We start from the raw sequence: 22,846 nt of genomic DNA on the forward strand, positions 1-22,846 counted from the left end.
AATTTTTATTGAATTATGTGTAAAAAACATAACATTCCATTAAACTTAATGTAAGAAATGTCTTACGCCTGTGAAATAAAGCGCCATACCATACTCATTGGCTGCTTTTACCACTTCATCATCTCTTATACTTCCGCCTGGTTCTACTATAGCTTTAACCCCTACTTTACTTGCTTCATCCATGCTATCTCTAAAAGGAAAAAAGGCTTCACTTGCTAAAACGCAACCTTGCAAATCAAGCCCCATTTCTTTAGCTTTAGTGATCGCTGCCTTTGCTGCATCGATTCTACTTGTCATACCCATACCTATAGCCACCATAGCACCATTTTTTACATAAACAACATTGTTTGATTTGGTAAATGCTGCTATTTTCATAGCGATTTCAAGATCTTTTAATTCTTCCTTGCTTGCCTCTCTTTGACTCATAAGCTTTGCATTTTTAAGCTCATCTTCGCCCACTTCATCGCTGTTTTGATATACAAAACCCCCATCAATATGTTTAAAATCATATTTATCAAAACTACGGATTAAAAACGGACTTTCTTGAGTGAAAATTTTAATGCGTTTTTTACCTTCAAACACAGCTAAAGCTTTTTCATCTACATTGGCTGCTATAATTACTTCTACATAAATTTCATTGATTTTATTTGCTAAAGCCTCATCAAGAGTTCCATTGATTGCAACCACTCCTCCATAAGCACTGACGCTATCGCATTTTAAAGCATGTATATAGCTTTGTACCAAATTTTCTTTTATAGCAAAACCACAAGGATTTCCATGTTTTACTATAGCAATAGCTGGAGCTTTATCAAAACTACTAGCTAAATTTAAAGCTGCATTAATATCGGTTAGATTATTAAAACTTGCTTCGCCTTTAAGGGCTTTGAAATTTGCACTAAAAAAGGCATCAAACTCGTATAAAGCCCCTTTTTGATGTGGATTTTCTCCATATTTTGTATCAAATACTTTTTGTCCTACTATAAATTTACTCGCTCCAAAACCTCCGTTAAAGCGTTCATTCATATAATTTGCAATATAAGCATCATAATTTGCCGTATGCTCGTAAGCTTTTATCATCAATTTCAAACGAAAATTCTCATCATTTTGACCTTTTTTTAAAGTCTCAATCACTTTTTCATAATCAAGCGGATCACAAAGCACCATCACATCTTTATAGTTCTTTGCCGCACTTCTTATCATCGCAGGCCCACCTATGTCGATATTTTCTATAATTTCATCAAAATCATCACTCATAATAGTGGTTTTTTTAAAAGGATATAAATTTACACAAACTAGATCAATGCCTAAAATTTCATTTTCTTTTGCTTGTTTGATATGATTTTCATCGCTTCTTTTATGCAAAATCCCACCATGAATCTTAGGGTGTAAAGTCTTCACACGCCCTTCAAAAAGCTCAGGACTTTTTGTAAAATCACTCACTTCTATAACTTTTATTCCATTTTCTTTTAAAAGCTTAAAAGTCCCGCCTGTTGAAAGAATCTCAAAGCCTAAATTTCCAAGCTCTTTGCCAAATTCTACTATGCCTTCTTTATCACTCACACTAAGTAATGCTCTCATTTTTACCTTTCTAAATGTTTTTTAACTTTTTCGTAAGCTTCATTGATTTTTTGAAATTTCTCTATACCGATCTTAAGTTCTTCTTCGCTGACATTGTTTGCGTTTAAAATGTCAGGATGATATTTTTTTGCTAAATTGCGGTATTGTTTTTTTACTGCATTTAAATCCGCATTATTTGGAAGTTCTAAAATAGCAAAAGCTTCATCAAGACTTAATTCTTTTTTAGCACTTTTTAAATTTGAAAGACTTGCTATAAAAGCGTCTAGTTCGCTTTTTGCTATATCAAAGGCTTTAGCGATTTGCTCTAAAATTTCACGCTTTTTAGCATTAAAATCTGCATCGATTAAAGCCATAAAAACAAGCACACGCAAGACATTAAAACGCTCATTTTTAGGTAAAGGTACTTCTTTTAAAAAATCTTTTGCCACATAAAAAGCATCGCTTAAATTTTCTTTATGTTCATTAAAACTTGCTTTTAAAAAAGCTCTTTCTTTTTCATCTTTAGCATTTGCATCTAAAAGATCTTTGATCATTTCAGCTTCATTTTCACTTACTCTGCCATCGCTTTTTGCAATTTTTGCCAAAAGTGCGATAACATAGTAATTCATACGCCTTTTAAACTCATCCATTCTTTCTTCCATAACTCCACGAGCAAAACCCTTAGCAAAGCCTTTGGCTCCTCTTGTGGCTGAGTTTAAAAAATCCTGTTTTCCCCAAGTTTTATAATACCAGTAAAACACCAAAACAACGAGTATAATTAAAACTAAAGTCATTGGATTTGCTCTTTAAAACTTTCAAAATAAAACTTATCAAGTTCAGCCTTGCTTAACTCAATGCTATCAAGTTTAAAATATTTTTGGCTTGTACTCACACCTAATTTATAAGCTTTTACTCCAAATTCTTTGGCTAAATTTAAAAAAGCTTCTTCATTTTCTTTGCTAAGCCCTACTATAGCACGACTTGCACTCTCATCAAAAATCATTTTTTCATCATCAAAACCACTTGTTAAATTTGCACCCACACTAGAAATAGCAAACATTTTTGCCAAAGTCATAGCAATACCCCCTATTCCTACGCTATTGGCACACTCAAGTAAAGAATTTTGATTGGCTTTATAAAGCAAATTCCAAAGTGCAAGTTCAGCTTTATAATCAAGCTCTTTAAGGCTTCCTGATACTTTTTTATCTTGGATTTTCATTACCATAGATCCACCAAATTCTCCTAAACTTTTACCCAAAAGATAAACGCTTAAATTTTCTTTTTCAAAACTAGCTTTTAAGGTTTTATTTGCATCTTCTAAAACCCCTACGCTTACTATAGTAGGACTTGGATAAATACTTACACCATTGGTTTCATTATAAAGCGAAACATTGCCGCTTACTACTGGGGTATTTAACTCTTTACAAGCTTCTTTAATACCTTCGCAACCTTGTGCGAATTGCCACATCACTTCAGGATTTTGCGGATTTCCATAATTTAAACAATCGCTTATTGCCAAAGGCTTAGCTCCTGTGCAAGCAACCTTTCTTCCTGCAGAAGCTACTGCTAAAGCTGCTCCTATTTTAGGATTTACATAATTTAAGCGTGAGTTACATTCTACAGCCATAGCCACACTTACACCATTTTCTTTGATACGAATAACACTAGCACCTAATCTTCCATCAGCTTTTATGGTATTGGTTTGCACGCTTGAATCAAATTGATCATAAATAAAAGCTTTATTATTAATATTTTCATTTTGAAGCATTTGTATAAAAAGCTCTTGAATACTTGATTTTAGCTCAAATTTATAGTCTTTAATTTCACTTAAATATTTTGGCTCACTTATAGGACGACTTAAAATCGGCGCTTTTTCACTTAAAGGCTCGATAGGAATAAGCCCTACAAGCTCATCATGCCAAAAAAGCTCCATTTTTCCTGTATTGGTAACTTCACCCATAACCACAGCATCTAAATCCCATTTTTTGAAAATTTCTATAACCTTATCTTCATAGCCTTTTTTTGCACAAATAAGCATTCTTTCTTGAGACTCGCTAAGCATTAACTCATAAGGAGTCATACCGCTTTCACGCATAGGAGTTTTATCTAGGTAAAGTTTCATGCCACTGCCACTTCTTCCTGCCATTTCAAAAGAACTTGAAGTAAGCCCTGCAGCACCCATATCTTGAATACCCACAATATAATCGGTTTTAAAAAGCTCTAAACAAGCCTCCATAAGAAGTTTTTCACTGAAAGGATCGCCAATTTGCACTGTAGGACGCAAAGATTTGCTTTCTTCATTGAAACTATCACTTGCCATAACCGCTCCACCAAGTCCATCACGCCCTGTTTTTGAACCCACATAAATCACAGGATTTCCTACACCTTCAGCCTTAGCATAAAAGATATCTTCACTTTTGCAAACCCCTAAAGCAAAGGCATTAACTAAGATATTTCCATTAAAACACTCATCAAAAGCACATTCTCCACCTATAGTTGGCACACCCATGCAATTTCCATAATGAGAAATTCCATTTACTACACCTTTAACAAGGTATTTTTGATGTTTACCGCATTTTTCATCATAAATATCGCCAAATTTTAAAGAATTTAGCCCCGCAACCACTCTTGCGCCCATAGTAAAAACATCACGTAAAATTCCCCCTACTCCTGTAGCCGCACCCGCAAAAGGTTCTATAAAGCTAGGATGATTGTGACTTTCTACTTTAAAAACTGCTGCCATACCTTGCCCGATATCAATAACCCCTGCGTTTTCTCCTGGGCCTTGAATCACCCAAGGTGCTTTAGTTGGAAAACCATTAAGATATTTTTTGCTGGATTTATAAGAGCAATGCTCACTCCACATCGCAGAAATAACCCCAAGTTCTAACAGATTTGGTTCTCGTCCTAAAATTTCTAAAATTTGTGCATATTCTTCATCGCTGATTTTATGTGCTTTTATGGTTCCTTTATCCATTTTTATCCTTTCATTTTCCTAAACAAAAATTACCAAACATTTCGTCTAAAATTTCATCTCTTTGAAAATCTTTGGTAAATCTTGCAAGTTCATTAATAGCTAAATTAAGTTCAAAAGCAAAAAGTTCTAAAGAACTTTCCTCTAAAAGTCCTTTAGCTCTAAAAATCGCTTCGCTTGAAATTTTACAAGCATTAATAAGATCTAAAGAACTTACCATAATACCTTCGCTATCAAAAGAATTAAGATAATTTTGCAATTCTTCTTTTAACAAAGTGATGTCTTTTTGAGCACTAAGCTTGATAAAATTTTTATTTTGAGTATTTTTGAAAACATTTTCTAAATCACTTTTATTTAAAATCCAAAAGATTTTTTTATCAGTATTTGCTAATAAGTCAAAAATTTTCTCATCTTCTTTATCTTGCACTCTTGAAGCATCAAAGACTGCCAAAATAATATCTGCATCTTCTAAACTTTTTTTACTTAAAGCTACGCCGATTTGTTCTATAGCATCTTTACTTTCCCTAATACCCGCTGTATCTATAATGCGTAATAAATGCGTTCCTAGTTTAAAGCTCTCTTCTATAGTATCACGAGTAGTTCCCGCTATATCTGAAACAATAGCTCTTTCATAAGAAAGCAAGGCATTTAAAAGCGAGGATTTGCCTACATTTGGCTTACCTACAATAGCGATTTTAAAACCTTCTATAAGTCCTTTTTTGCTTTGAGAAAGTGTATAAACTTCTTTTAAAATTTTAGAATTTTCTTCACACATAGTAGAAATTTGTTCTAATAAATCAGAAGGTAAATCATCATCAGCATAATCAATGCTAGTTTCTACAAAAGCTAAAGTTTTAACCAAATCTGTACGAATTTTTTCTAAAAGTTCTCCTAGATTTCCTTGCATGTTGCGTGCTATAATTTTAGCTGCAAGCGCAGATTTTGAAAGTATGAGATCTTGTATATTTAAGGCTTTTAAAGGAGTCATTTTGCCATTTAAACACGCTCTTTTGCTAAATTCTCCCGCTAAAGCAAGTCTTGCCCCTAAACTCACAAGTTCTTCGAGTAAAACTTCACTCACACTAAATCCTCCATGAGTTTGAAACTCTACTATATCTTCACCTGTAAAACTATAAGGAGCTTTAAAATATATCATTATAGCTTCATCGATGATTTCATTGTTTTGATTAAAAAGTTTTGTAAAAGTAGCATGGCGGGGGGTGAGTTTGGTTTTGTGGCTAAGCTTTAAGGCAAATTCTAAAGCTCTTTCACCGCTTAATCTTACAATAGAAATCGAACCCACGCCATGAGCTGTGGCAATAGCCGCTATAGTATCACTCATCTTTTTTGAAAAAGTCGTTTATTACAACAAATCTTTGATCATTATTTTGCTTAATTCCTACATACTTATCTGGAAATGCAGCTCTTAACTGCTCTAAAGCGATTTTTATCAAAACCCCATCTAAAGGTTTGGTTTGTCCGCGTCCATGAATTTTAATTTTTTCAATCACGCTTTGTAAATAAAGCTGCATACCTTGAATTTGATTTTCTAAAAATTGAGCGATCTCAAGGCGCACTAAAAGATTATATTTTAAATTGATCCAATTATGCAAAAGATAAGAAATAGCCTTGTAACGATGTGCTTCTTTGCCTATCATCAAAGCAGCATCTTCCCCATCCAATCGAATCAAAACACAATCTTCATCATACATTCTAAGTTCACTAAGCTCTATTTTAAACTGGGAGCTTTCTAAAAGTTTTACAAGCTGAATACGAATCTCATCTAAAATATCCTGAGTATTACGCACTCCTTTGCTTTCTCGATGAAAACTATCAAAAATTTCATCACTTTTTACTGTGTATTTTTCTTTTTGACTTTTATTTTTTTCATTTTTTATTTCAATCTTGTTTTCTTGTTTTGGCTCATGTGTTTCTGGTTTGTGATTTTTTGAACTTGTAAATTCTTTTTTAGGATTTTTTTTCAAAATCCTTTTTTTTGCTTTAGCCTCTATAATTGCCTTTTTTCTTCCAAATCCAAAAAAACCTTTTCTTGGATGCTGAATAATCTCATATTCTAAGTCCATCACAGAACATTCTAAACTTCTTGAAGCTTCTGTTAAGGCACTTTGAAGATCAATGGCTTCGATTTTCATTTTTCATGCTCCACTTGTTTTTTTGTGATGTTCTTTAGCAAATATTTTATTGATAACCCATTGTTGAACCAAAGAACAAAGATTATTTGCAAACCAATAAAGCGTAAGTCCTGCTGGGAAAGTGATAAAGAAAAAAGTAAAAATCACTGGTAAAAATTTCATAATCTTAGCTTGCATAGGATCTTGTATAGTCATAGGTGTGATAAGTTGTTGTAAAAACATCGTTGCACCCATTAAAATAGGCAAAATAAAATAAGGATCCATTACCGATAAATCATGTATCCAAAACGCCCAAGGAGCTGCTTTTAGCTCAATAGCATTAAGCAAAACGCGATAAATAGCAAAGAAAATAGGAATTTGTAAAAGTATAGGCAAACAACCACTCATAGGATTTGCACCATGTTTTTTATAAAGCTCCATCATGTGCATATTCATTTTTTGTGGATCGCCTTTATAACGCTCTCTAATATCTTTCATTTTAGGAGCAAGATCTTTAAGTTTATTCATAGAAATCATAGATTTATAAGTTAGTGGGAATAAAATAATACGCACAATTAAAGTCATCACAACGATAGCCCAACCCCAATTTCCTATATACTGATGTAAGAAATTCAAAAACTCAAACATAGGCTTAGCAATAAAAGTAAACCAACCATATTCAACAACTGCTTCAAGGCGTGGATCTATACTTCTTAAAATCACATGTTCTTTAGAACCTATATAACCCCCTGCTTTAAATTCATTATCACTATAAGCAAAAACTATAGGGTTTTTATTAGCATCCTTGCTGATTGCCACATTTAAAGGTTTATCAAAATTATAAAAGAAAGTTGCATAGTATCTATCAAAAGCCGAAGTCATTACGACATTATTAGCACTTTCATCCTTCTCTACATCTCCATCTTTATAAGTTTCAATGGTTTCTTTATTATCCATTACCAAAGCACCATGAACTGTATAACTATCTACGGCAATATTTGGACGATATCCTGGACTTATAAAATAATTTGCATTTTTGCTGAGTTTAACTTCTATCTCATAATTTCCTTTTGGATAAAAAGTAATATCTTTTTCGATTTTCAATCCGGAAAGATTTTGAGTGAGTTTTAAAACTTGACTTCCATTTTCATCAACAAAAAGATTGCTAGAGTTAGCAATATAAGGAAATTTAAAAGCCTCTGAGTTAATACTTGGATCACTAAAACGCATTTCTAAAGGATAAGGACTATTTTCCTTGCTAACAAGATTTATAAATTCCCCTTTCTCATTTTGGTATTTTTTATCTTTTAAATAAAAAGCAGAAATTCTACCAAAAGAGTCAATTTGTGCTTCAAAATGTTTGCTTTGAACCTTAGATATCACACTATCTTGCGAAACTAAAGCCGCACTTGGAGTATTTGTGGTGGTATTTTGTATATTAGGAGTGTTATTTATGCTTGTGTTTTGTTGATTTTGTTGTGTAATGTTTTGTTCTATTTTTAAAGGTTGCTTTGGAATGAAAAAATAATCATAAACAACAAAAAATAAAAAAGAAATCACAACAGCCAAAAGTATACGCTTTTGCTGAAAAATATTATTTGAATTATTCACTGATTTGTCCTTTTAAAGATGATTTTTATAAGATAAAAACTTTTATTTTTATAAGGTATGTATAAAAAACAAAGTTGTTTTTTTGCTAAAAATATAGGCTTAAAACATAAATTCATAGGATAAAAATTTTTAGAAACTCTAGGATAATCAAATCCCCCTTTAAAAAAAGGGTTACATCTTAAAATTCTAAAAAAAGTAGAAAAAAAAGCTAGAAAAAAATTCTTTTTTTGAAACTGCCAAAGTGCATACTCAGAACAATTAGGATAATACCTACAAGCAGCGGGTTTTAAAGGGCTTAAGAATTTCTGATAAAAACGGAGTATTTTTAGGCATATCATTTGAAACATTCTAGTTTTTTCAATCCCCATTTTAGATTTTTTTCTAACCTAGAAAAAGAAAGTTCAGTGATTTCATTTTTAGCTACAAAAATATATTTGCCATCTTGAAGATATCTTTCAAACTTAGCAAACAAAGCCCTTAAAATTCGTTTTGAACGATTTCTAACCACTGCTTTTCCAACTTTTTTACTAGCAACAACTGCTATTTTTTTTTCATAACTATTCAGATAAAAAATGATCACACCTTCGCAATGCCATTTTTTACCTACTTTATATACAGATGAAAATTCCTCGTTTGTGCTAAATTTATCAAAATTTTTCACACAGCAAGTCTTTTTCTACCTTTAGCGCGTCTTGCATTGATCACCTTGCGACCATTTTTAGTTTTCATACGAACACGGAAACCATGAGTGCGTTTTCTTGGAGTGCCATGCGGCTGATAAGTTCTTTTCATTTGATTTTTCCTTAAAAAATTATAAAATAAACTTGTATTTTATCTTAATCTTACTTATAAATTGCTTTTGATTAAGAGTAATTTTTAAATTCTTTTGATAAATTTTGAAATTATTTTTAAAAGGTTAAAAATGTCAAAATTTAAAATTATTGATTTAAGACAAGAAGATTTAGATATTTTACAAGAAATGATCATAGAATTTGCAAAATACGAAGATATGTTAGATTTTCTTCAATGCACGAAAGAAAAACTAAAACATTCTTTACTAAAAAATAAATTTGCTCGTGCTTTTTTGTTAAAAGAAAATGAAAAAACTATAGGCTATATGATTTATTTTTATACTTTTTCATCTTTTTGGGGTAGCGGTGGAATTTATCTTGAAGATATTTATATACGAGAAGATTTTCGTAAAAAAGGTTATGGAAAAGCTGTTTTTAAATTTTTAGGAGAAATTTGCAAAAAAGAAAATTTAAAAAGACTCGACTGGGTTTGCTTAAATGATAATATTTTAGGTATTAATTTTTATGAAAGTTTAAACGCTAAACATCTTAAACAATGGAGAAATTATCGTCTAAGTGGAGAAAATTTAGAAAAATTGTGTGATTTATGATAAGAAGTCTTTATTATTTAAAAGCTATGGGATTTAACTTTGTTGATACACATACAAACCACTTTGAACAAGTACAAAATTTTCAAGAATTAAAACAACTTGTTTCATCTTGCACCTTATGCCAATTTTCCAAAACAAGAAAATTTAGTCTTATGGAGCCTAAGATAAAAAATGCCAAATTGCTAATTCTTGATGTTTTTGGGCAAAAAAGTGAAAATGAAAGCGGAATTTTACTTAATTCAAAAAAAGGTAAAAAATTAAAACACTATATTTATCAAATTTTAGGGCTTTGCGATGAAGATTTTTATTTTTCTTATTTATTTAAATGTTTTTGTAATGGAAAATTTGATGATTTTTCGCTACAATCTTGCTTACCATTTTTCTGGAACGAACTAAAACTGATTCAACCTGCTTTTTTGCTTTGTCTAGGAGAATACACATTTAAAAGCTTGGGATTTAAAGATTATCACATTTTAAAAGGTGAAGTTTTTGCTTATAAAAATTTTTTCATAATGCCAAGTTATGATTTAGATTTTATAGAAAAAAATCCAAGTTATGAAAAAAATTTCATACAAGATTTAAAAAAAATTAAAGGATTTTTATGAAAAAAATATTTTTAATATTTTTCTTATCTTGCTTTTTGCTTAATGCAAAAGAGCAAAAATTAGTCAATGTAAAACCTGTTGAAAATTTTTATCCTAAATTAAGCGTTCAAGAATGCAACACAAATTGTCTTTTTGATCTTTTAGAATCAAGATTGTATCTCAGTTTTTTAAGTGAATTTGCAGACCAAAACGATCAATTTTTATCTAATGTTTATGCAAAATTATTAAATTCCATTACTGATTTTGAAAAAAATGTTCAAAAAATTACTTCTGTTAAACTTGCGATAATTATCCCAGAAAAAACCATAAAAAGCTACTCAAATACTATAATAAATTCAAGCATAGCCTATCTTTTAAGACAAAGAGCTGAAATCAAAGTAAAAGTTTTTTTAACTGGCACAGAAGATAGTGATAAAATTCGAGCCGCGCTTGATGCAGCACAAGCTCAAGGATATCAGTATGCCATAGCTGGATTTACTCTAAAAGGTGCCAATGAGTTGAAAAATTACTCAGGAAATATGAAAATTTTTATACCGACCATCCATAAAAACAACATACAATTTTCAAATCAAAATATTATTTTTGGAAGTATTGACTATGATGCTCAAATTGCCACACTTTTAAGCAAATCAAATGCTAATATCGCAATATTTAGCGATGGCTCTGCCTTATCAAGCAATCTAAATTCAAGAATTCTTGCTCAAAATAATAATGCTAGAATATATACCATAGAAGGCGAGAAGCTTGATTTTAGCAGACTTTTAAGATCACAAGGCGGAGTTAATAATGCCTCAATATTTTTTAACACTCCATTGATCAAAACAGCTCTAGCAAGTTCTCAACTAAGAATTTATAACATTCATCCTTATGTGCTTTTATCCACTCAAATCAACTATAATCCAACATTTTTAAGTTTAACACAACAAGGAGATAGAGAAAATTTCATCATTGCTAATTCTATCAATAACCACGATGATAACCTAGTCTATCTTAATGAAATTTTTAATCAAAGTATAGATTATAACTGGATTGCTTATGCCACTAGTATAGGAGTTGATTACTTTTATACCGAATTCTTAAATAAAAAAAGTGAAAGTTTATTTGATGAGAAAATCAAAAATTCTCAAGTTGATTACAAAGTGCGTCTTATGCAAGGCAAACAAGCAAGCTTTGAAGAATTAAAATAATTCTTCAAAGAGCTTTTTTAACTGCATATCCATTCTAGCTGGTTTTTCGTTTTTAATAAAAGCTAAAGTTAATTCCATTTTAAAAAGCAAAATTTCATCTTTATAAATTTCTTGTGAAATTTCCACAGAAGCATTTTTGACTTCTAAAATTTTTGTTTTAATCTCTATTATATCTCCAAGTTTTGCAGGTTTTAAGAAATTGCAATTTGCTTTTGCAAGCAAAAAATGTCCCTTAGACGCATCAAAAATATCTACTTTTTTATTGAAAAAAATTTCACTTCTTGCTCTCTCACAAAATTTTAAATAATTACTATGATACACCACTCCACCCGCATCAGTATCTTCATAATACACACGCATTTTCATCGCTTTACCTTAAAAAATATTTTACATTTAAAAAACATTAGATTATACAACGGAAATTCTTTGATATCGCTTTTTAGCTTATATTAAAAAATTCTGTCCAATATTAATTTAATAAAGCTTTTTAATAATATTAAATATATATTATAAAAAAATAAAATTAAAAAATAGCTTTTTATTATTAATATTATTTAAATATTTTATTTATAATTAATATACTTAAGAATATTATAATTACGCTTTCTTTTGATAATATTTACAGATATTGTTAAATAGTTAAAATATAATAATCAATATTTAAGGATATCTATGCCAGCCATTAAGCTTTTTAACTTCACGGGGAGGGGTATAGAGAAATTTTGTTTTAAACTTTCTATTGTTACCTTCTTAAGCATCAATGCTTTTAGTCACTCAAGCAAATACTACAGACAATCGAAATTTAAATATTCCAGAGTATTATTTTAATGATAACAAACTTTATAATAAAACCAATTCTACTTATAAAAACCCCAAGGTATAAATTATTATTCTAAGAGTTCTAAACATGATATTAACAATATTACTTTAATTTATAACAATACTAAAGTAAATATTATAAATATAAACGATTTAAATTTTAAACATTATTTACTTGCTTCTGATATGAGAGAAGATAAAGTTCTTTCTTTTAATAGTGTCAATACAGCTAATCATAGTAATAAAAACAGTTAAAGCACTTCCTTTTTTAATCATAGCAAAAACCGATTATGCTAATGCAAGTTATAATAAACTTATATTAGAACAAGGAGAACTTAGTTCAGTTTTTTATCTTAAACCTAAAGATACTCATATAAAAATCTTAGCAATTCTAAAAGCAATCAACGCATGAATTTCTTAATGAGATATAGAAACAAGCAAAGTAGATGGAGTAGAATTTGAAAATTTGCTAAACTTAATGTCAATCTTAACAATGCTTATTTCTTTAATGATACCTTTACTCATCTTTTTAGCTTAAATTATCAACAAGTTATTAATGAATCTATTTATACTAGATAATAGTAAAACTATATCTTTAGTAGGTCCTTATGGAGTAAGGGTTTATAATAATGAAGATAGAGATAATGCTGTAGTGGCTAGCTTTGGACTTAGAATGGCTACTCCTTTGAAAGATTTTTATATCACTCCTTTTTATGATATAGGTTATTCTTGGTGTGAGAATGTTTCTAAACTATATAGAGCAAGTGAAACAAACTATATGGATGCCTATGATTTGCAACTGCTTTATAATAAAACAGGAAATTTTTATGTTAAGCTTGATTTAGCTAAAGCTTTGTAAAAATGATGATTATAGTTCTAAAGCTTATGTGAGTTTTGGGAAGTATTTTGAATTTTTAAAAATTTATTTTTGATCAAATATTTAATACATATGAGATTTATATTGCCATAAAAGCTTTTAATGTTATAATTTAGCATTAAAAGCAAATGTCAAGGATAAAAATGCAAGAAAATTTACTCGAAAAACAATTTCTAAATCACCCTTTATACGCTAAAATTCAAGAACTTAAAGCTCTCAATCTTGCTTGTAATTTTTCTTTAGATGATAGTGTAAATTTATCTACAAATTCTCAAGCCAAAGATGAAATCCTAGCTATAACAAAAGAACTTAAACCATGGAGAAAAGGTCCTTTTAAAATAGACGATCTTTTCATCGATACAGAATGGCAAAGTTTTATTAAATTTAATATTTTAAAGCCTTTTATGAACGAAATTTCTCAAAAATGCGTTGCTGATATAGGCTGTAATAATGGTTATTATATGTTTAAAATGCTTGAATTTAATCCTGCAAAACTCATAGGTTTTGATCCTTCTATCAAATACCGTTTGCAATTTGAACTCATTAACGCTTTAGCTAAAACTCCTATAGAATACGAACTTTTAGGCATAGAAGATCTTCCAAGCTATGGCTTGAAATTTGATGTGATTTTCTGTCTTGGGGTGATTTATCATAGAAGTGATCCTATAAAAATGCTAAAAGATTTAAAAGCAGGACTTAATAAAAATGGAGTTGTTTTTTTAGATACCATGTATATAGAAGATGAGAGAGAAATCGCTCTTGTGCCTAATAAAACTTATTCTAAAATTCCAAATATTTATTTTGTACCAAGCATTAGTGCATTAAAAAACTGGTGTGAAAGAGCAGGATTTAAAGAATTTGAAGTTTTGGCTACAAAAAAAACCGATGAAAACGAACAAAGAAAAACAGAATGGATAGACTCTTTTTCGCTGGAAAATTTCTTAGATCCAAAGGATAAAAATCTTACCATTGAAGGCTATGAAGCACCCAAAAGAGTTTATGTGCGTATTGGGATATAAATTCTTTTTACTTTTTGTCGATCTAGGCTTTAGATATTTTGAAGTAGATAAGTAGAATTTAAAGGTTAGATATGGCAAAAAAAGATAATTTTGAAGAATATGCACAACTTGAAGAATACGCATCTGCAGAAGATATATCTCGTGTTAGAGCAGAATTACTCACTTGTCCTGAATTAAACACTTCGCTTGCTGGAACCATTATAGAAATTGATAAAAACTATGCCAAATCAATTTTAATAACCACAAGCGAAATGGTAGCAGATGATCAAGGATTGATTTTTGATGCCTTTATTTTCGCTGCGGCAAACTATGTAGCACAAGCCTCTATCAATAAAGAATTTTCAGTGATTATTGGATCAAAATGTTTTTTTTATGCTCCGCTTAAATTAGGCGATGTTTTAGAACTTGAAGCTCATGCACTTTTTGACGAAACCTCCAAAAAAAGAGATGTAAAAGTGGTCGGGCATGTTAAAGAAATTAAAATGTTTGAAGGAACGATACAAGTTGTTAGCACTGATGAGCATATATTTAAACTCAAGCGTCCGCCACTTAATACTGTTAAACCTACAGAAAATCAAGAACAAGGTGCCAAAATCAACAATCCAGAAGCCGTAGCAGCTGCATTAATGGCCTCTGTGGGTGGAAAATAATCAAGGAGTCATTTTAATATCCACCCAATTCTTTGGGCAAACCTTATGATAAGTTCCACTTCCATCATAATATTCTTTGCAATCATCATAAAAACGATTTGAAATTCCTCTTTCATTTACAAAACATCCAGAAATTCCTAAAACTAATAGTATCATTAAAATATATTTTTTCATGTTTTTCCTTAGAATTTATTGTGTTTTCTCCATTTATAAGGCTCTATAGGATTACCCTCTTTCCAAAGACCTAAATGATTTTTCTTAGCATTTTCTTGTTCTTTAATATAAGCGTTACTATAGTAAGTATCAGCCCAAGCATAGCCTTTGCTTACTAAAAATCGATTAATATCAACATTATTAAGCTTTACAATAGCAACAATTCTACCATAAGTATCTTTATTTTTATAAATAATTTCAACTTGTTTACCGCTTAAAATTCTACTTAAAGCTTCTTTTGATTGCTTTCCAAAACTTTGTTTAAGTTCTGGTGCATCTATACCAAAAAATCTTATTCTAGCGAGTTTGTTTTCATGATTAACTTCTATAGTATCTCCATCAATAATTCTAACTACTTTTCCTTCAAAACTAGAATTTTGGGCAATATAATTCTGGATAAAAACAACTACAAGAGTAAAAATTAATACAGAAAAAAGTTTTTTTGGATCACTTAGTAATTTTCTTAAATTAAATAATTTTTTATAATTTATTCTCATTTTTTAATCATTTTGCCTTTAAATTTTAAAAAATATGCCATAATTTTATCAAAACAAAGGAGATAAAATGCAAAATGTTATAGAAAATTTTAAACAATTATGTAAAATTCCTCATTGCAGTTATGAAACAGAACAAATGAAAGAATTTTTAAGCTCTTATGCTAAAGATAAAGGCTTTAAGGTGAGTGTAGATAAGGCAGGAAATATCCATGCCATAAAAGGCAAACCAAAAATTTGCTTACAAAGCCATTATGATATGGTCTGTATGGGCGATGCACCAAACTTAGAAGTTTATGAAGAAAATGGCTTTTTAAGAGCCAAAAATTCAAGTCTTGGCGCGGATAATGGTATAGGTATAGCCATCATGATGAGCGCTATGGCTGAATTTGAAAATTTAGAGTGTCTTTTTACAAACGATGAAGAAGTAGGACTCATGGGAGTGAATTCACTCGAGCACACTTTAGAATCTAAAATGCTTTTAAATTTAGATCATGAAAGCGATGATGAGATCATGATAGGCTGTGCAGGTGGAGTAGATATAGAAGCTAGCTTGCCTTTTAATACCCTTAGAAAAAAGGGTAAAATTTATGAGCTTTGCGCGCAAAATTTTAAAGGTGGACACTCAGGTATAAATATCGTACGCAACGAAAAAAGCTCCATCAAAGAAATGGCTAAATTCATACAAGAAAATAAAGGAGAAATCATTTCTTTTGAAGGTGGAGAAAGAATCAATTCTATACCTAAACACGCCAAAGCTTTAGTGCATTTTAAAAATGAAGTAAAGAGCAATAACTGGATAAAATGCGATTTTAAAGAAGAAGGTGAATTTGAAATTTGCGATCAAAGTAACAAACTTTTAAGCCTTATAAATTCTTTTACTCATGGAGTTAGAGCTTATGATGAAAATCTAGGTATAGTTCAAACAAGCATTAACCTAGCTACTTTAAGAATGCAAGATAAACAAATCAAATTCGCACTTTTTGCAAGATCTAATATACTTGATGGACTTAAGCAAGTAGAATTTGAAACTTTAGAATTTTTCAAGGCTTTTGATTTTAAAGTAAGAAGTTTTAATTTCTATCCACCTTGGGAAGGCAAACCAAACGCACTTAGCGACATGGTTTTTAAAGCGCTTAAAAAAGTATCGCCTAATGCCAAAGTTTCAGCTATCCATGCAGGGCTTGAGTGTGGCATTATAGAGAAAAAACAAGAGCTTTTATGCGCTTCTATAGGTCCAAATATCCATAATCCTCATTCAACTGATGAGCATTGCGAAATCGCTTCAGTTGAAAAAATATCTAAGGTTGTTTTTGAAGTTTTAAAAGACAATGCTTAATTCTTTAATCTTGCTTCTTGCAAAAACGCGTTTTAACAAAAACACGCAAAATAAGGAGCAAGATCCGACTATAGCAAGATAAATACCTAAATACTCTTTATAAAAAGCATTAACTACAAAAGGGGTTAAAAAACCTAAAATCGCATAAGAAATATTATAAGCAAAACTAAGCCCACTAAATTTAAGTTCGCTTTTAAAAATTTGTGTCATAAAAACAGGTGCGAAAGTGATAATACCTTGTGTAAAACAAGCCAGTAAAAAATAAAATAAAAATTTCTCATCATAAAAACTAAAAAGCATACCAAAGATAATAAAAGCTATACTAAAAATAGAACAAATCCTATAGCTTCCCCATTTGCTTGCTAAAAAACCTTGAAATAAAGCTCCAAAAATCACCGCTAAAATAGCAAAATTTTGTACCCATAAAGCAGAAGTTTTACTCATAGCTAAAAGACTTTCAAAATACTTAGGCAAAATCATTAAAGTTGCCACACCGCTTGTTAAAACCATGGTCATTAAAAAACAAACAAGCATGCTCATTTTATGAGTTTTTAAAGCTTCAAACAATGGAAAACTTAAAATTTTCTTTTCATTTTGAACTTTTACAAATTCTGGAGTTTCACTGAGTTTATTTCTTAAAAACAAAGCTAAAATTCCAAAAAATCCTCCTATGATAAAAGGAATTCTCCAAGCATAGCTTTGAACTTCTTCTGGGGTAAAATAAGATCTTATGCCTAAAGTGGCAATATTTCCTAGCAATAAACCTATGGTTAAAGTCGCTGAAATAAAACCAAGAGCTAAAGGAATTTGACGCCCTTTGACAAATTCGCTCACATAAATCCAAGCTCCGCTCACCTCAGTTCCAACGGCTAAACCTTGCAAAATACGAATAGTAAATAAAATCAAAGTAGCAAATATACCTATACTTTCATAACTTGGCAAAAAAGCTAAAGCAAAACTAGGCAAAACCATCAAAAGCATAGAAATATAAAAAATATTCTTTCTTCCATATCTATCAGCAAAATGTGCCATCACAATAGAACCAAAAGGACGCGCTAAATAAGCAGCACCAAAGGCTATATAAGCATTTATCTGCATCCAAAAAGCATCATTTTGCGGAAAGAATACCTTAGCAAAAATATCCAAAAAAAAGGCAAAAAGCACAAAATCATAAAATTCCAAAATTCCACCCAAAGAAGCATAAATAATATTTTTGTATTTTTTTTGCATATTTTATCCTAAATCAATATAAAGGGCAAAAAGCCCTTTGTTAAATTTTTCCACCTTCAATCACTACATCATCAGCCTTAACATCATCTCCAAAATGAGCTTTTAAAGTTTCATCATAAGCCTTGTGAAAAAACTGCTCTTGGCCTAGTTTAATGATCAAGTTATCGATAAATTCTTTAAGTTCTTTATCACCTTTTTTAACTGCTGGTGCGATAACATCTTTGTTGCCTAACTCTTTGATAGCCATTTTAAAATCAGGATGATCTTTCACCCAAGCAAAAAGCAAGGTATTATCATGACTTAAAGCATCGCCTCTTTTATCCATCAAAGCGGCAAAAGTTTCGGTATTTTGATCGTATTTTAAAGTTTTAATATTAGGATAATTTTGCGTAAAATACGCATCCGCTGTTGTGCCTTTGTTTAAAAGTAAAGTTTTATCTTTTAAATCTTCTACGCTAGTTATATTACTATCCTTTGGCACAGCTACGCCTAAAGCTACCTTCATATAAGGCAAGCAAAAATCAACCTGTTCAGATCTTTCTGGAGTTTGAGTAAAATTAGCCAAAATAATATCTACTTTATTTGATTTTAAAAACTCAACCCTATTTGCAGCTTCAACAAGAACAAATTGCACCTTATTTTCATCGCCAAAAAGTTCTTTTGCTATGCGTTTAGCTAAAGCTATATCATAGCCTTGATTGTTTCCTTTTTCATCCACATAACCAAAAGGTGGTTTATCGCCAAATACCCCAATCCTAATAACTCCATTTTGCTTGATCTTATCAAGAGAATTTAAAGTTTTAGAGTCAGAATTTCCTCCACAAGCAGCCAATACTACTGCAACAAAGGCCGTTAAAACACTTAGAAGTATTTTTTTCATACATTTCCTTTCTTTAAAAATAAGCTTAAAGCTATTGCAAAAATATATAATAATTGCAAAGTTAATTATACTTAAAATTATAAATAATGCATTTGAAACAAACTAAAAAGATTTTCCTATGTGTAAAAATGTAATTAATCTCACACTCTCTTTTAGCATTGTTTAAATTTTAAGTAAAAAAAGATATAATCTTTGTTTTAAAATTTTTAAGGAGAAAACTATGAAAAAAGGTATTTTTCTCTCTATTGGAATAGCTGTTTTGTTTTCAGCTTGCGGAAATTCCATAGATGAAAAAACAGTTAAAAAATATGAAAATCAACTAAATCAAACAGTTAAACAAGAAATTGCAAACCTTTCTCAGGATTCTGGAATAAAGATTGAATTTTCTGATTTTAAATGCAATGCAGATGGTGATTTTATAGCGTGTTTAAGTTCAAATTTCAAAACTCTTGCAAAAGATAACAACGATGAGTATCAAGAACTATTTCAAGCAAAAAATATCAAAATTCGCTCAAATGAAATTTACAAAGGCGAAGCAAATACATCAATTAACATTAAAGAATATTACAACGATCTTTTTAAAAACCAAAAAAGCATACAATCAAATTTGGTTTTTGAAGATTTTAAACTTGGAGAAAAAGTTGTTAGTGACATCAATGCAAGCTTATTTCAACAAGATCCAAAAATCAGCTCTTTTATCAATAAATTAAGCTCGGATTCTTATACTTTATCATTTGATAACTCCATAAACAAACAAGAAAACAATTATCTAGATAATCTTAATATAAAATTTTATAACGCAAAATTAAATTTCAATACAAATCTAAATATAAATCTAAAAGAAGATTTTCTTAATTACCTTGATTCTAAGGGTATAAAATTTAACACTCAAACTTTAGCTATGGATGAACAAGCTATCAATGAACTTCTTAATATAGCAAACTACGAACAAGCTTCAGATTTTAGCAATACAATCCAAAAATACATCATCTTAAATAATTTTAAAATTGATTCAACTCTTAAAACCGAAGGCGTATTTAGTAGCTATATAGCAACTGCTAAGGAAAATTTACAAACCTTAAAAGCTCAAAGTCAAAATGAAGAACAAGCATTAATCTTTGATAAAGCTTTAGCTATTTTAAACAATATCACTCAAAATGATGATTATAAACTCAACCTTGATTTAAAATTTAAAAACATCCCTGTTAGTGACTATAGCACACAAGGAATCGACAGCATAGAAAAACTAAGCATCAACAATCAAGACGCCACAGAAGCGTTAAAAATTATACTTCCATTTATCATGTTTTCCATGTTAATGGGCGGAGCGTCATTTTAATCTTTAAGAGGAAATATTCCTCTTAAAGCCAATTATTCTTTATCAAAATATTCAAATTTTGCCTTATCTTTATCTCTTAAAACTTTAATATAACCAGCATTTCCAGAAATATCGACACCATTAATGTAAAACACATTAGGCTCTTCTAAAGAATTATGAATATCATACCCCATTTCCTTAGCTAATAATTTAGCAAGCTCATAATGAGTTGGCAATTTGTTTTGTTTTAGATAAGTTATAAAATCATCATTTTTAACATTAAAAGTGGTGGCAAAAATAGGAATATTAGCCACATTTGCACTTAAAAAAGAATGTCCATATTCAGCATGTCCATCTCTTCCTAATTCTCCCATAGCTTCTGCATGATCAGGTATAAAAATTACATAGGTTGGAATGCCACTTTTTTGACTTAATTCTTTAAAAACTTCAAATACACTAGAAATAAAATAATCGTTAAAAATCATAGCATTATCATAAGTATTTTCACGAGTCATTGGTTTAAAAACATCTGCTTTTTGATACGCTCTATAGCCTCTTTGATAAGGAGAGTGTGCATTTCTTTGATGCAGTATAACAAAATTTTTCCCATTTAAAAATTTATATTGATTTTCTTTTAATTTTTCTAAAACCAACAAATCACCCAACTGTTTGTGTTCAAAATAATAATTTTCTCTTGTAAAAAATTCATCTAAATTTTCAGAACTTATATCACTAAGTTCACTAATGGTTTGTGAACTATAATAAAAAGTTTTAAATCCTGCTTTCTTGGCTAAATATACAAGATGTGTTTTCTCATTTAAAATATGCTTAATATTGTCTGGTTTATAAGCAATATTTAATAAGCTTGGTACAGCCACGCGAGTCAAAACAGCACTTGAAATTGCTCTTTTTGCCACAAAATTTTTATCATTTTTTGCCCATTCACTAAGCAAAGGATTTGTATTTCTTTCATAGCCTAAAAGTCCTATACGATTTGCATTAGTGCTTTCACCTAAAATTAAAACAACATTACGATCTGCTACGTTTTTATAATCATAAGTGTATTCAGGATAATCTGGTATAGGCGCTTGAGGCATGCGTAAATATAAGAAAAAATAACCGCTAAAAGTTCTTAAAGTGTTATATAAAGAAATACTATCATTTTTGGGAGAAAAATTAACAAGCCTATCGGTTTTATAAACTGCCTTATAAGGCAAGATACTTAAAGCAAAAATCGCCAAAACTGTGGCAATAAAATTAGTTCTTCTTGAAATTTTAAAATAAAAAATACTTAAAATAACATAAGTAAGAACTATTATAACTATATGAATTAAGCCTTTAAATAATACCCCCCCCCGCTAAAGCCGTTTTAGCCACTTCTCCAAATTCAATAAACATTAAATGCAAAGAAAAGATATTTAAGGGTTTATTAAAATAATATAAATGCGAAAATTGGATACACTCCATCAGGGCAAAAAGTCCAAAGACGCAAACTATAAAAATCCTAGGACGTACCAAAGGAAAAATTAAAGCTGCCGCACCTAAAGCTAAAACACTATTCAACTCAAAACGAAATATATAGTCATTATAGAGTGAAAATAAAAATCCAGGTAAAATAAAAGCTATAAAAGTTATAGCTGCTAAAAAAAGATAACTTCTAAAAAAGATTTTCATATATTCCTTTCATTAAAAAGTTCAAAAATTTAGATTATAGCTAAATAATAATAAATTTTAATTAAGCCAAAATTTACAAGCTTTTAGCTACCTTTATTAAAAAATAAATGTTTAAGGAAAAATCTTGAAAATACTTTTCTCCCCTAGTGAAAGCAAAAATGCAAATTGCGTAAAAAATCCCATCAATGAAAACTCATTTATATTTAAAGAATTATTTCCTTATAGAATGGAAGCTTTAAAGCATTATGAAGAATTTATCAAAAACGCAAGTTTACAGAATTTACAAGAACTTTTTGGCATTAAAAACGAAAATGAAATTGATAAATTTAAACACGACTTAAAACAAGCTCCCACCCAAGAAGCTATAATGCTTTACACTGGGGTAAGTTATGAATATCTTAATTTTAAAGCCTTAGATAAAAAAAGCCAAGCTTATATTTTAGAAAACACACTTATATTTTCTAATCTTTTTGGCGTTGTAAGAGCTAATGATACCCTACCCTTTTATAAATTCAAGCAAGGGGCTAAAATAGGAAATTTTACCATAGAGAAATTTTATAAAGAACATTTTAGTAAAGCCTTAGATGAGTACTTAGAAAATGAAGAAATACTTGATCTTAGAGCGGGATTTTATGATAAATTCTACACCCCAAAAAAGAAATTTTATACTTATAAATTTGTAAAAAATGGTAAAGTCATCAGTCATTTTGCTAAAGCTTATAGGGGAATTTTACTCTCCATAAGTGCAAAAAACCAAGTAAAAAACAATAAAGAGCTTTTAGCAAACCTTCCTTCAAACCTAAAACTCAAAGAAATTCAAATCAAAGGTTTAAAGGAAGAAATTGTGCTTGAAATTCTAGATTAG

The 22,846-nt window shown here is 30.0% G+C and carries 24 protein-coding genes and 2 pseudogenes; 10 read left to right on the top strand and 16 right to left on the bottom strand.

Annotation, left to right across the window (positions count from 1 at the left end; translation table 11 throughout):
• Window positions 1–45: 45 nt before the first annotated feature.
• From purH to rpmH, 9 genes are read right to left on the bottom strand one after another with little or no spacing between them, the layout of a single operon-like run.
• A complete protein-coding gene (purH, locus tag AJ884_RS00540; protein ID WP_044779492.1) occupies window positions 46–1,578 on the bottom strand; it encodes a bifunctional phosphoribosylaminoimidazolecarboxamide formyltransferase/IMP cyclohydrolase in 1,533 nt (510 codons plus the stop codon).
• 2 nt (window positions 1,579–1,580) lie between these two features.
• Entirely contained in the window at window positions 1,581–2,351 is a 771-nt protein-coding gene (locus tag AJ884_RS00545) for a DnaJ domain-containing protein (RefSeq protein WP_044779493.1), read from the bottom strand.
• Entirely contained in the window at window positions 2,348–4,534 is a 2,187-nt protein-coding gene (purL, locus tag AJ884_RS00550; protein WP_070274723.1) for a phosphoribosylformylglycinamidine synthase subunit PurL, read from the bottom strand. The genes AJ884_RS00545 and purL overlap by 4 nt, the downstream gene beginning before the upstream one ends.
• Before the next feature lie 10 nt (window positions 4,535–4,544).
• On the bottom strand, window positions 4,545–5,873 hold the full coding sequence (gene mnmE, locus AJ884_RS00555; RefSeq protein ID WP_070274724.1) for a tRNA uridine-5-carboxymethylaminomethyl(34) synthesis GTPase MnmE: 1,329 nt from the start codon (window positions 5,871–5,873) through the stop codon (window positions 4,545–4,547).
• A complete protein-coding gene (locus AJ884_RS00560; RefSeq protein ID WP_070274725.1) occupies window positions 5,866–6,684 on the bottom strand; it encodes a Jag N-terminal domain-containing protein in 819 nt (272 codons plus the stop codon). Before AJ884_RS00560 ends, mnmE begins: the two co-directional genes overlap by 8 nt.
• A gap of 3 nt (window positions 6,685–6,687) precedes the next feature.
• Entirely contained in the window at window positions 6,688–8,274 is a 1,587-nt protein-coding gene (gene yidC, locus AJ884_RS00565) for a membrane protein insertase YidC (protein WP_002861707.1), read from the bottom strand.
• Window positions 8,271–8,612, bottom strand: coding sequence for a membrane protein insertion efficiency factor YidD (yidD, locus tag AJ884_RS00570; protein WP_002861708.1), 342 nt, complete (start codon window positions 8,610–8,612; stop codon window positions 8,271–8,273). The genes yidC and yidD overlap by 4 nt, the downstream gene beginning before the upstream one ends.
• Complete coding sequence (rnpA, locus tag AJ884_RS00575) at window positions 8,609–8,935, bottom strand: ribonuclease P protein component (RefSeq protein ID WP_002853349.1); 327 nt, start codon at window positions 8,933–8,935, stop codon at window positions 8,609–8,611. Before rnpA ends, yidD begins: the two co-directional genes overlap by 4 nt.
• Window positions 8,932–9,066: a 50S ribosomal protein L34 gene (gene rpmH / locus AJ884_RS00580; RefSeq protein ID WP_002776864.1), complete on the bottom strand. Its 135-nt coding sequence runs from the start codon at window positions 9,064–9,066 to the stop codon at window positions 8,932–8,934. The genes rnpA and rpmH overlap by 4 nt, the downstream gene beginning before the upstream one ends.
• Window positions 9,067–9,196: 130 nt before the next feature.
• On the opposite strand from rpmH, the gene AJ884_RS00585 reads away from it, so the two are divergent.
• From AJ884_RS00585 to AJ884_RS00595, 3 genes are read left to right on the top strand one after another with little or no spacing between them, the layout of a single operon-like run.
• The gene (locus AJ884_RS00585; RefSeq protein ID WP_070274726.1) at window positions 9,197–9,676 is read left to right on the top strand and encodes a GNAT family N-acetyltransferase; all 480 of its coding nucleotides are present in this window, start codon (window positions 9,197–9,199) and stop codon (window positions 9,674–9,676) included.
• The gene (locus AJ884_RS09845; protein ID WP_002881669.1) at window positions 9,673–10,281 is read left to right on the top strand and encodes a uracil-DNA glycosylase family protein; all 609 of its coding nucleotides are present in this window, start codon (window positions 9,673–9,675) and stop codon (window positions 10,279–10,281) included. Before AJ884_RS00585 ends, AJ884_RS09845 begins: the two co-directional genes overlap by 4 nt.
• Window positions 10,278–11,468 carry a hypothetical protein gene (locus AJ884_RS00595; protein ID WP_070286336.1) on the top strand — a complete coding sequence of 397 codons (1,191 nt, stop codon included), beginning with the start codon at window positions 10,278–10,280 and terminating at the stop codon, window positions 11,466–11,468. Before AJ884_RS09845 ends, AJ884_RS00595 begins: the two co-directional genes overlap by 4 nt.
• On the opposite strand, the gene AJ884_RS00600 is transcribed toward AJ884_RS00595, so the two are convergent.
• Window positions 11,460–11,834, bottom strand: coding sequence for a YbgC/FadM family acyl-CoA thioesterase (locus AJ884_RS00600; protein WP_002871461.1), 375 nt, complete (start codon window positions 11,832–11,834; stop codon window positions 11,460–11,462). The genes AJ884_RS00595 and AJ884_RS00600 overlap by 9 nt on opposite strands.
• 345 nt (window positions 11,835–12,179) lie before the next feature.
• On the opposite strand from AJ884_RS00600, the pseudogene AJ884_RS10040 reads away from it, so the two are divergent.
• The 4 genes and pseudogenes from AJ884_RS10040 to AJ884_RS00620 form a co-directional block, all read left to right on the top strand.
• Window positions 12,180–12,710 (top strand): annotated as a pseudogene (locus AJ884_RS10040) (hypothetical protein); the annotation flags it as partial.
• A gap of 39 nt (window positions 12,711–12,749) precedes the next feature.
• A pseudogene (locus AJ884_RS00610) lies at window positions 12,750–13,219 on the top strand (ShlB/FhaC/HecB family hemolysin secretion/activation protein); the annotation flags it as partial.
• A 73-nt stretch (window positions 13,220–13,292) separates the two neighbouring features.
• The gene (gene cmoB / locus AJ884_RS00615; RefSeq protein ID WP_083263143.1) at window positions 13,293–14,183 is read left to right on the top strand and encodes a tRNA 5-methoxyuridine(34)/uridine 5-oxyacetic acid(34) synthase CmoB; all 891 of its coding nucleotides are present in this window, start codon (window positions 13,293–13,295) and stop codon (window positions 14,181–14,183) included.
• A gap of 71 nt (window positions 14,184–14,254) precedes the next feature.
• The gene (locus AJ884_RS00620) at window positions 14,255–14,833 is read left to right on the top strand and encodes a hypothetical protein (protein WP_002873190.1); all 579 of its coding nucleotides are present in this window, start codon (window positions 14,255–14,257) and stop codon (window positions 14,831–14,833) included.
• Here AJ884_RS00620 and AJ884_RS00625 read toward each other — a convergent pair whose 3' ends face one another.
• Both AJ884_RS00625 and AJ884_RS00630 read right to left on the bottom strand, forming a co-directional pair.
• Entirely contained in the window at window positions 14,834–15,007 is a 174-nt protein-coding gene (locus AJ884_RS00625; protein ID WP_070242956.1) for a hypothetical protein, read from the bottom strand.
• 8 nt (window positions 15,008–15,015) lie between these two features.
• Complete coding sequence (locus tag AJ884_RS00630) at window positions 15,016–15,543, bottom strand: thermonuclease family protein (RefSeq protein ID WP_002861717.1); 528 nt, start codon at window positions 15,541–15,543, stop codon at window positions 15,016–15,018.
• 67 nt (window positions 15,544–15,610) lie between these two features.
• Here AJ884_RS00630 and AJ884_RS00635 point away from each other — a divergent pair, with 67 nt between their 5' ends.
• Window positions 15,611–16,879 carry a M20/M25/M40 family metallo-hydrolase gene (locus tag AJ884_RS00635; RefSeq protein ID WP_002861718.1) on the top strand — a complete coding sequence of 423 codons (1,269 nt, stop codon included), beginning with the start codon at window positions 15,611–15,613 and terminating at the stop codon, window positions 16,877–16,879.
• Here the strand turns inward: AJ884_RS00635 and AJ884_RS00640 are convergent.
• Together AJ884_RS00640 and AJ884_RS00645 are read right to left on the bottom strand one after the other, a co-directional pair.
• Complete coding sequence (locus tag AJ884_RS00640; RefSeq protein ID WP_002861719.1) at window positions 16,862–18,109, bottom strand: MFS transporter; 1,248 nt, start codon at window positions 18,107–18,109, stop codon at window positions 16,862–16,864. The genes AJ884_RS00635 and AJ884_RS00640 overlap by 18 nt on opposite strands.
• Before the next feature lie 40 nt (window positions 18,110–18,149).
• On the bottom strand, window positions 18,150–18,989 hold the full coding sequence (locus AJ884_RS00645; RefSeq protein WP_044779506.1) for a cysteine ABC transporter substrate-binding protein: 840 nt from the start codon (window positions 18,987–18,989) through the stop codon (window positions 18,150–18,152).
• A 220-nt stretch (window positions 18,990–19,209) separates the two neighbouring features.
• Between AJ884_RS00645 and jlpA the strand changes: the two genes are divergently transcribed.
• The gene (gene jlpA / locus AJ884_RS00650) at window positions 19,210–20,328 is read left to right on the top strand and encodes a lipoprotein adhesin JlpA (protein WP_070242955.1); all 1,119 of its coding nucleotides are present in this window, start codon (window positions 19,210–19,212) and stop codon (window positions 20,326–20,328) included.
• A 32-nt stretch (window positions 20,329–20,360) separates the two neighbouring features.
• Here the strand turns inward: jlpA and AJ884_RS00655 are convergent, their stop codons facing one another.
• Both AJ884_RS00655 and AJ884_RS00660 read right to left on the bottom strand, forming a co-directional pair.
• On the bottom strand, window positions 20,361–21,548 hold the full coding sequence (locus AJ884_RS00655; protein ID WP_070242954.1) for a phosphoethanolamine transferase: 1,188 nt from the start codon (window positions 21,546–21,548) through the stop codon (window positions 20,361–20,363).
• 97 nt (window positions 21,549–21,645) lie between these two features.
• Window positions 21,646–21,981 (bottom strand): hypothetical protein, encoded by a 336-nt coding sequence (locus AJ884_RS00660; protein ID WP_044779508.1) that lies wholly within the window; start codon window positions 21,979–21,981, stop codon window positions 21,646–21,648.
• Window positions 21,982–22,105: 124 nt separating this feature from the next.
• On the opposite strand from AJ884_RS00660, the gene AJ884_RS00665 reads away from it, so the two are divergent.
• Window positions 22,106–22,846, top strand: coding sequence for a YaaA family protein (locus tag AJ884_RS00665; protein WP_052857692.1), 741 nt, complete (start codon window positions 22,106–22,108; stop codon window positions 22,844–22,846).

Origin of the sequence: Campylobacter sp. BCW_6463 (genome assembly GCF_001762785.1) — a bacterium.
Taxonomy (GTDB): domain Bacteria; phylum Campylobacterota; class Campylobacteria; order Campylobacterales; family Campylobacteraceae; genus Campylobacter_D; species Campylobacter_D jejuni.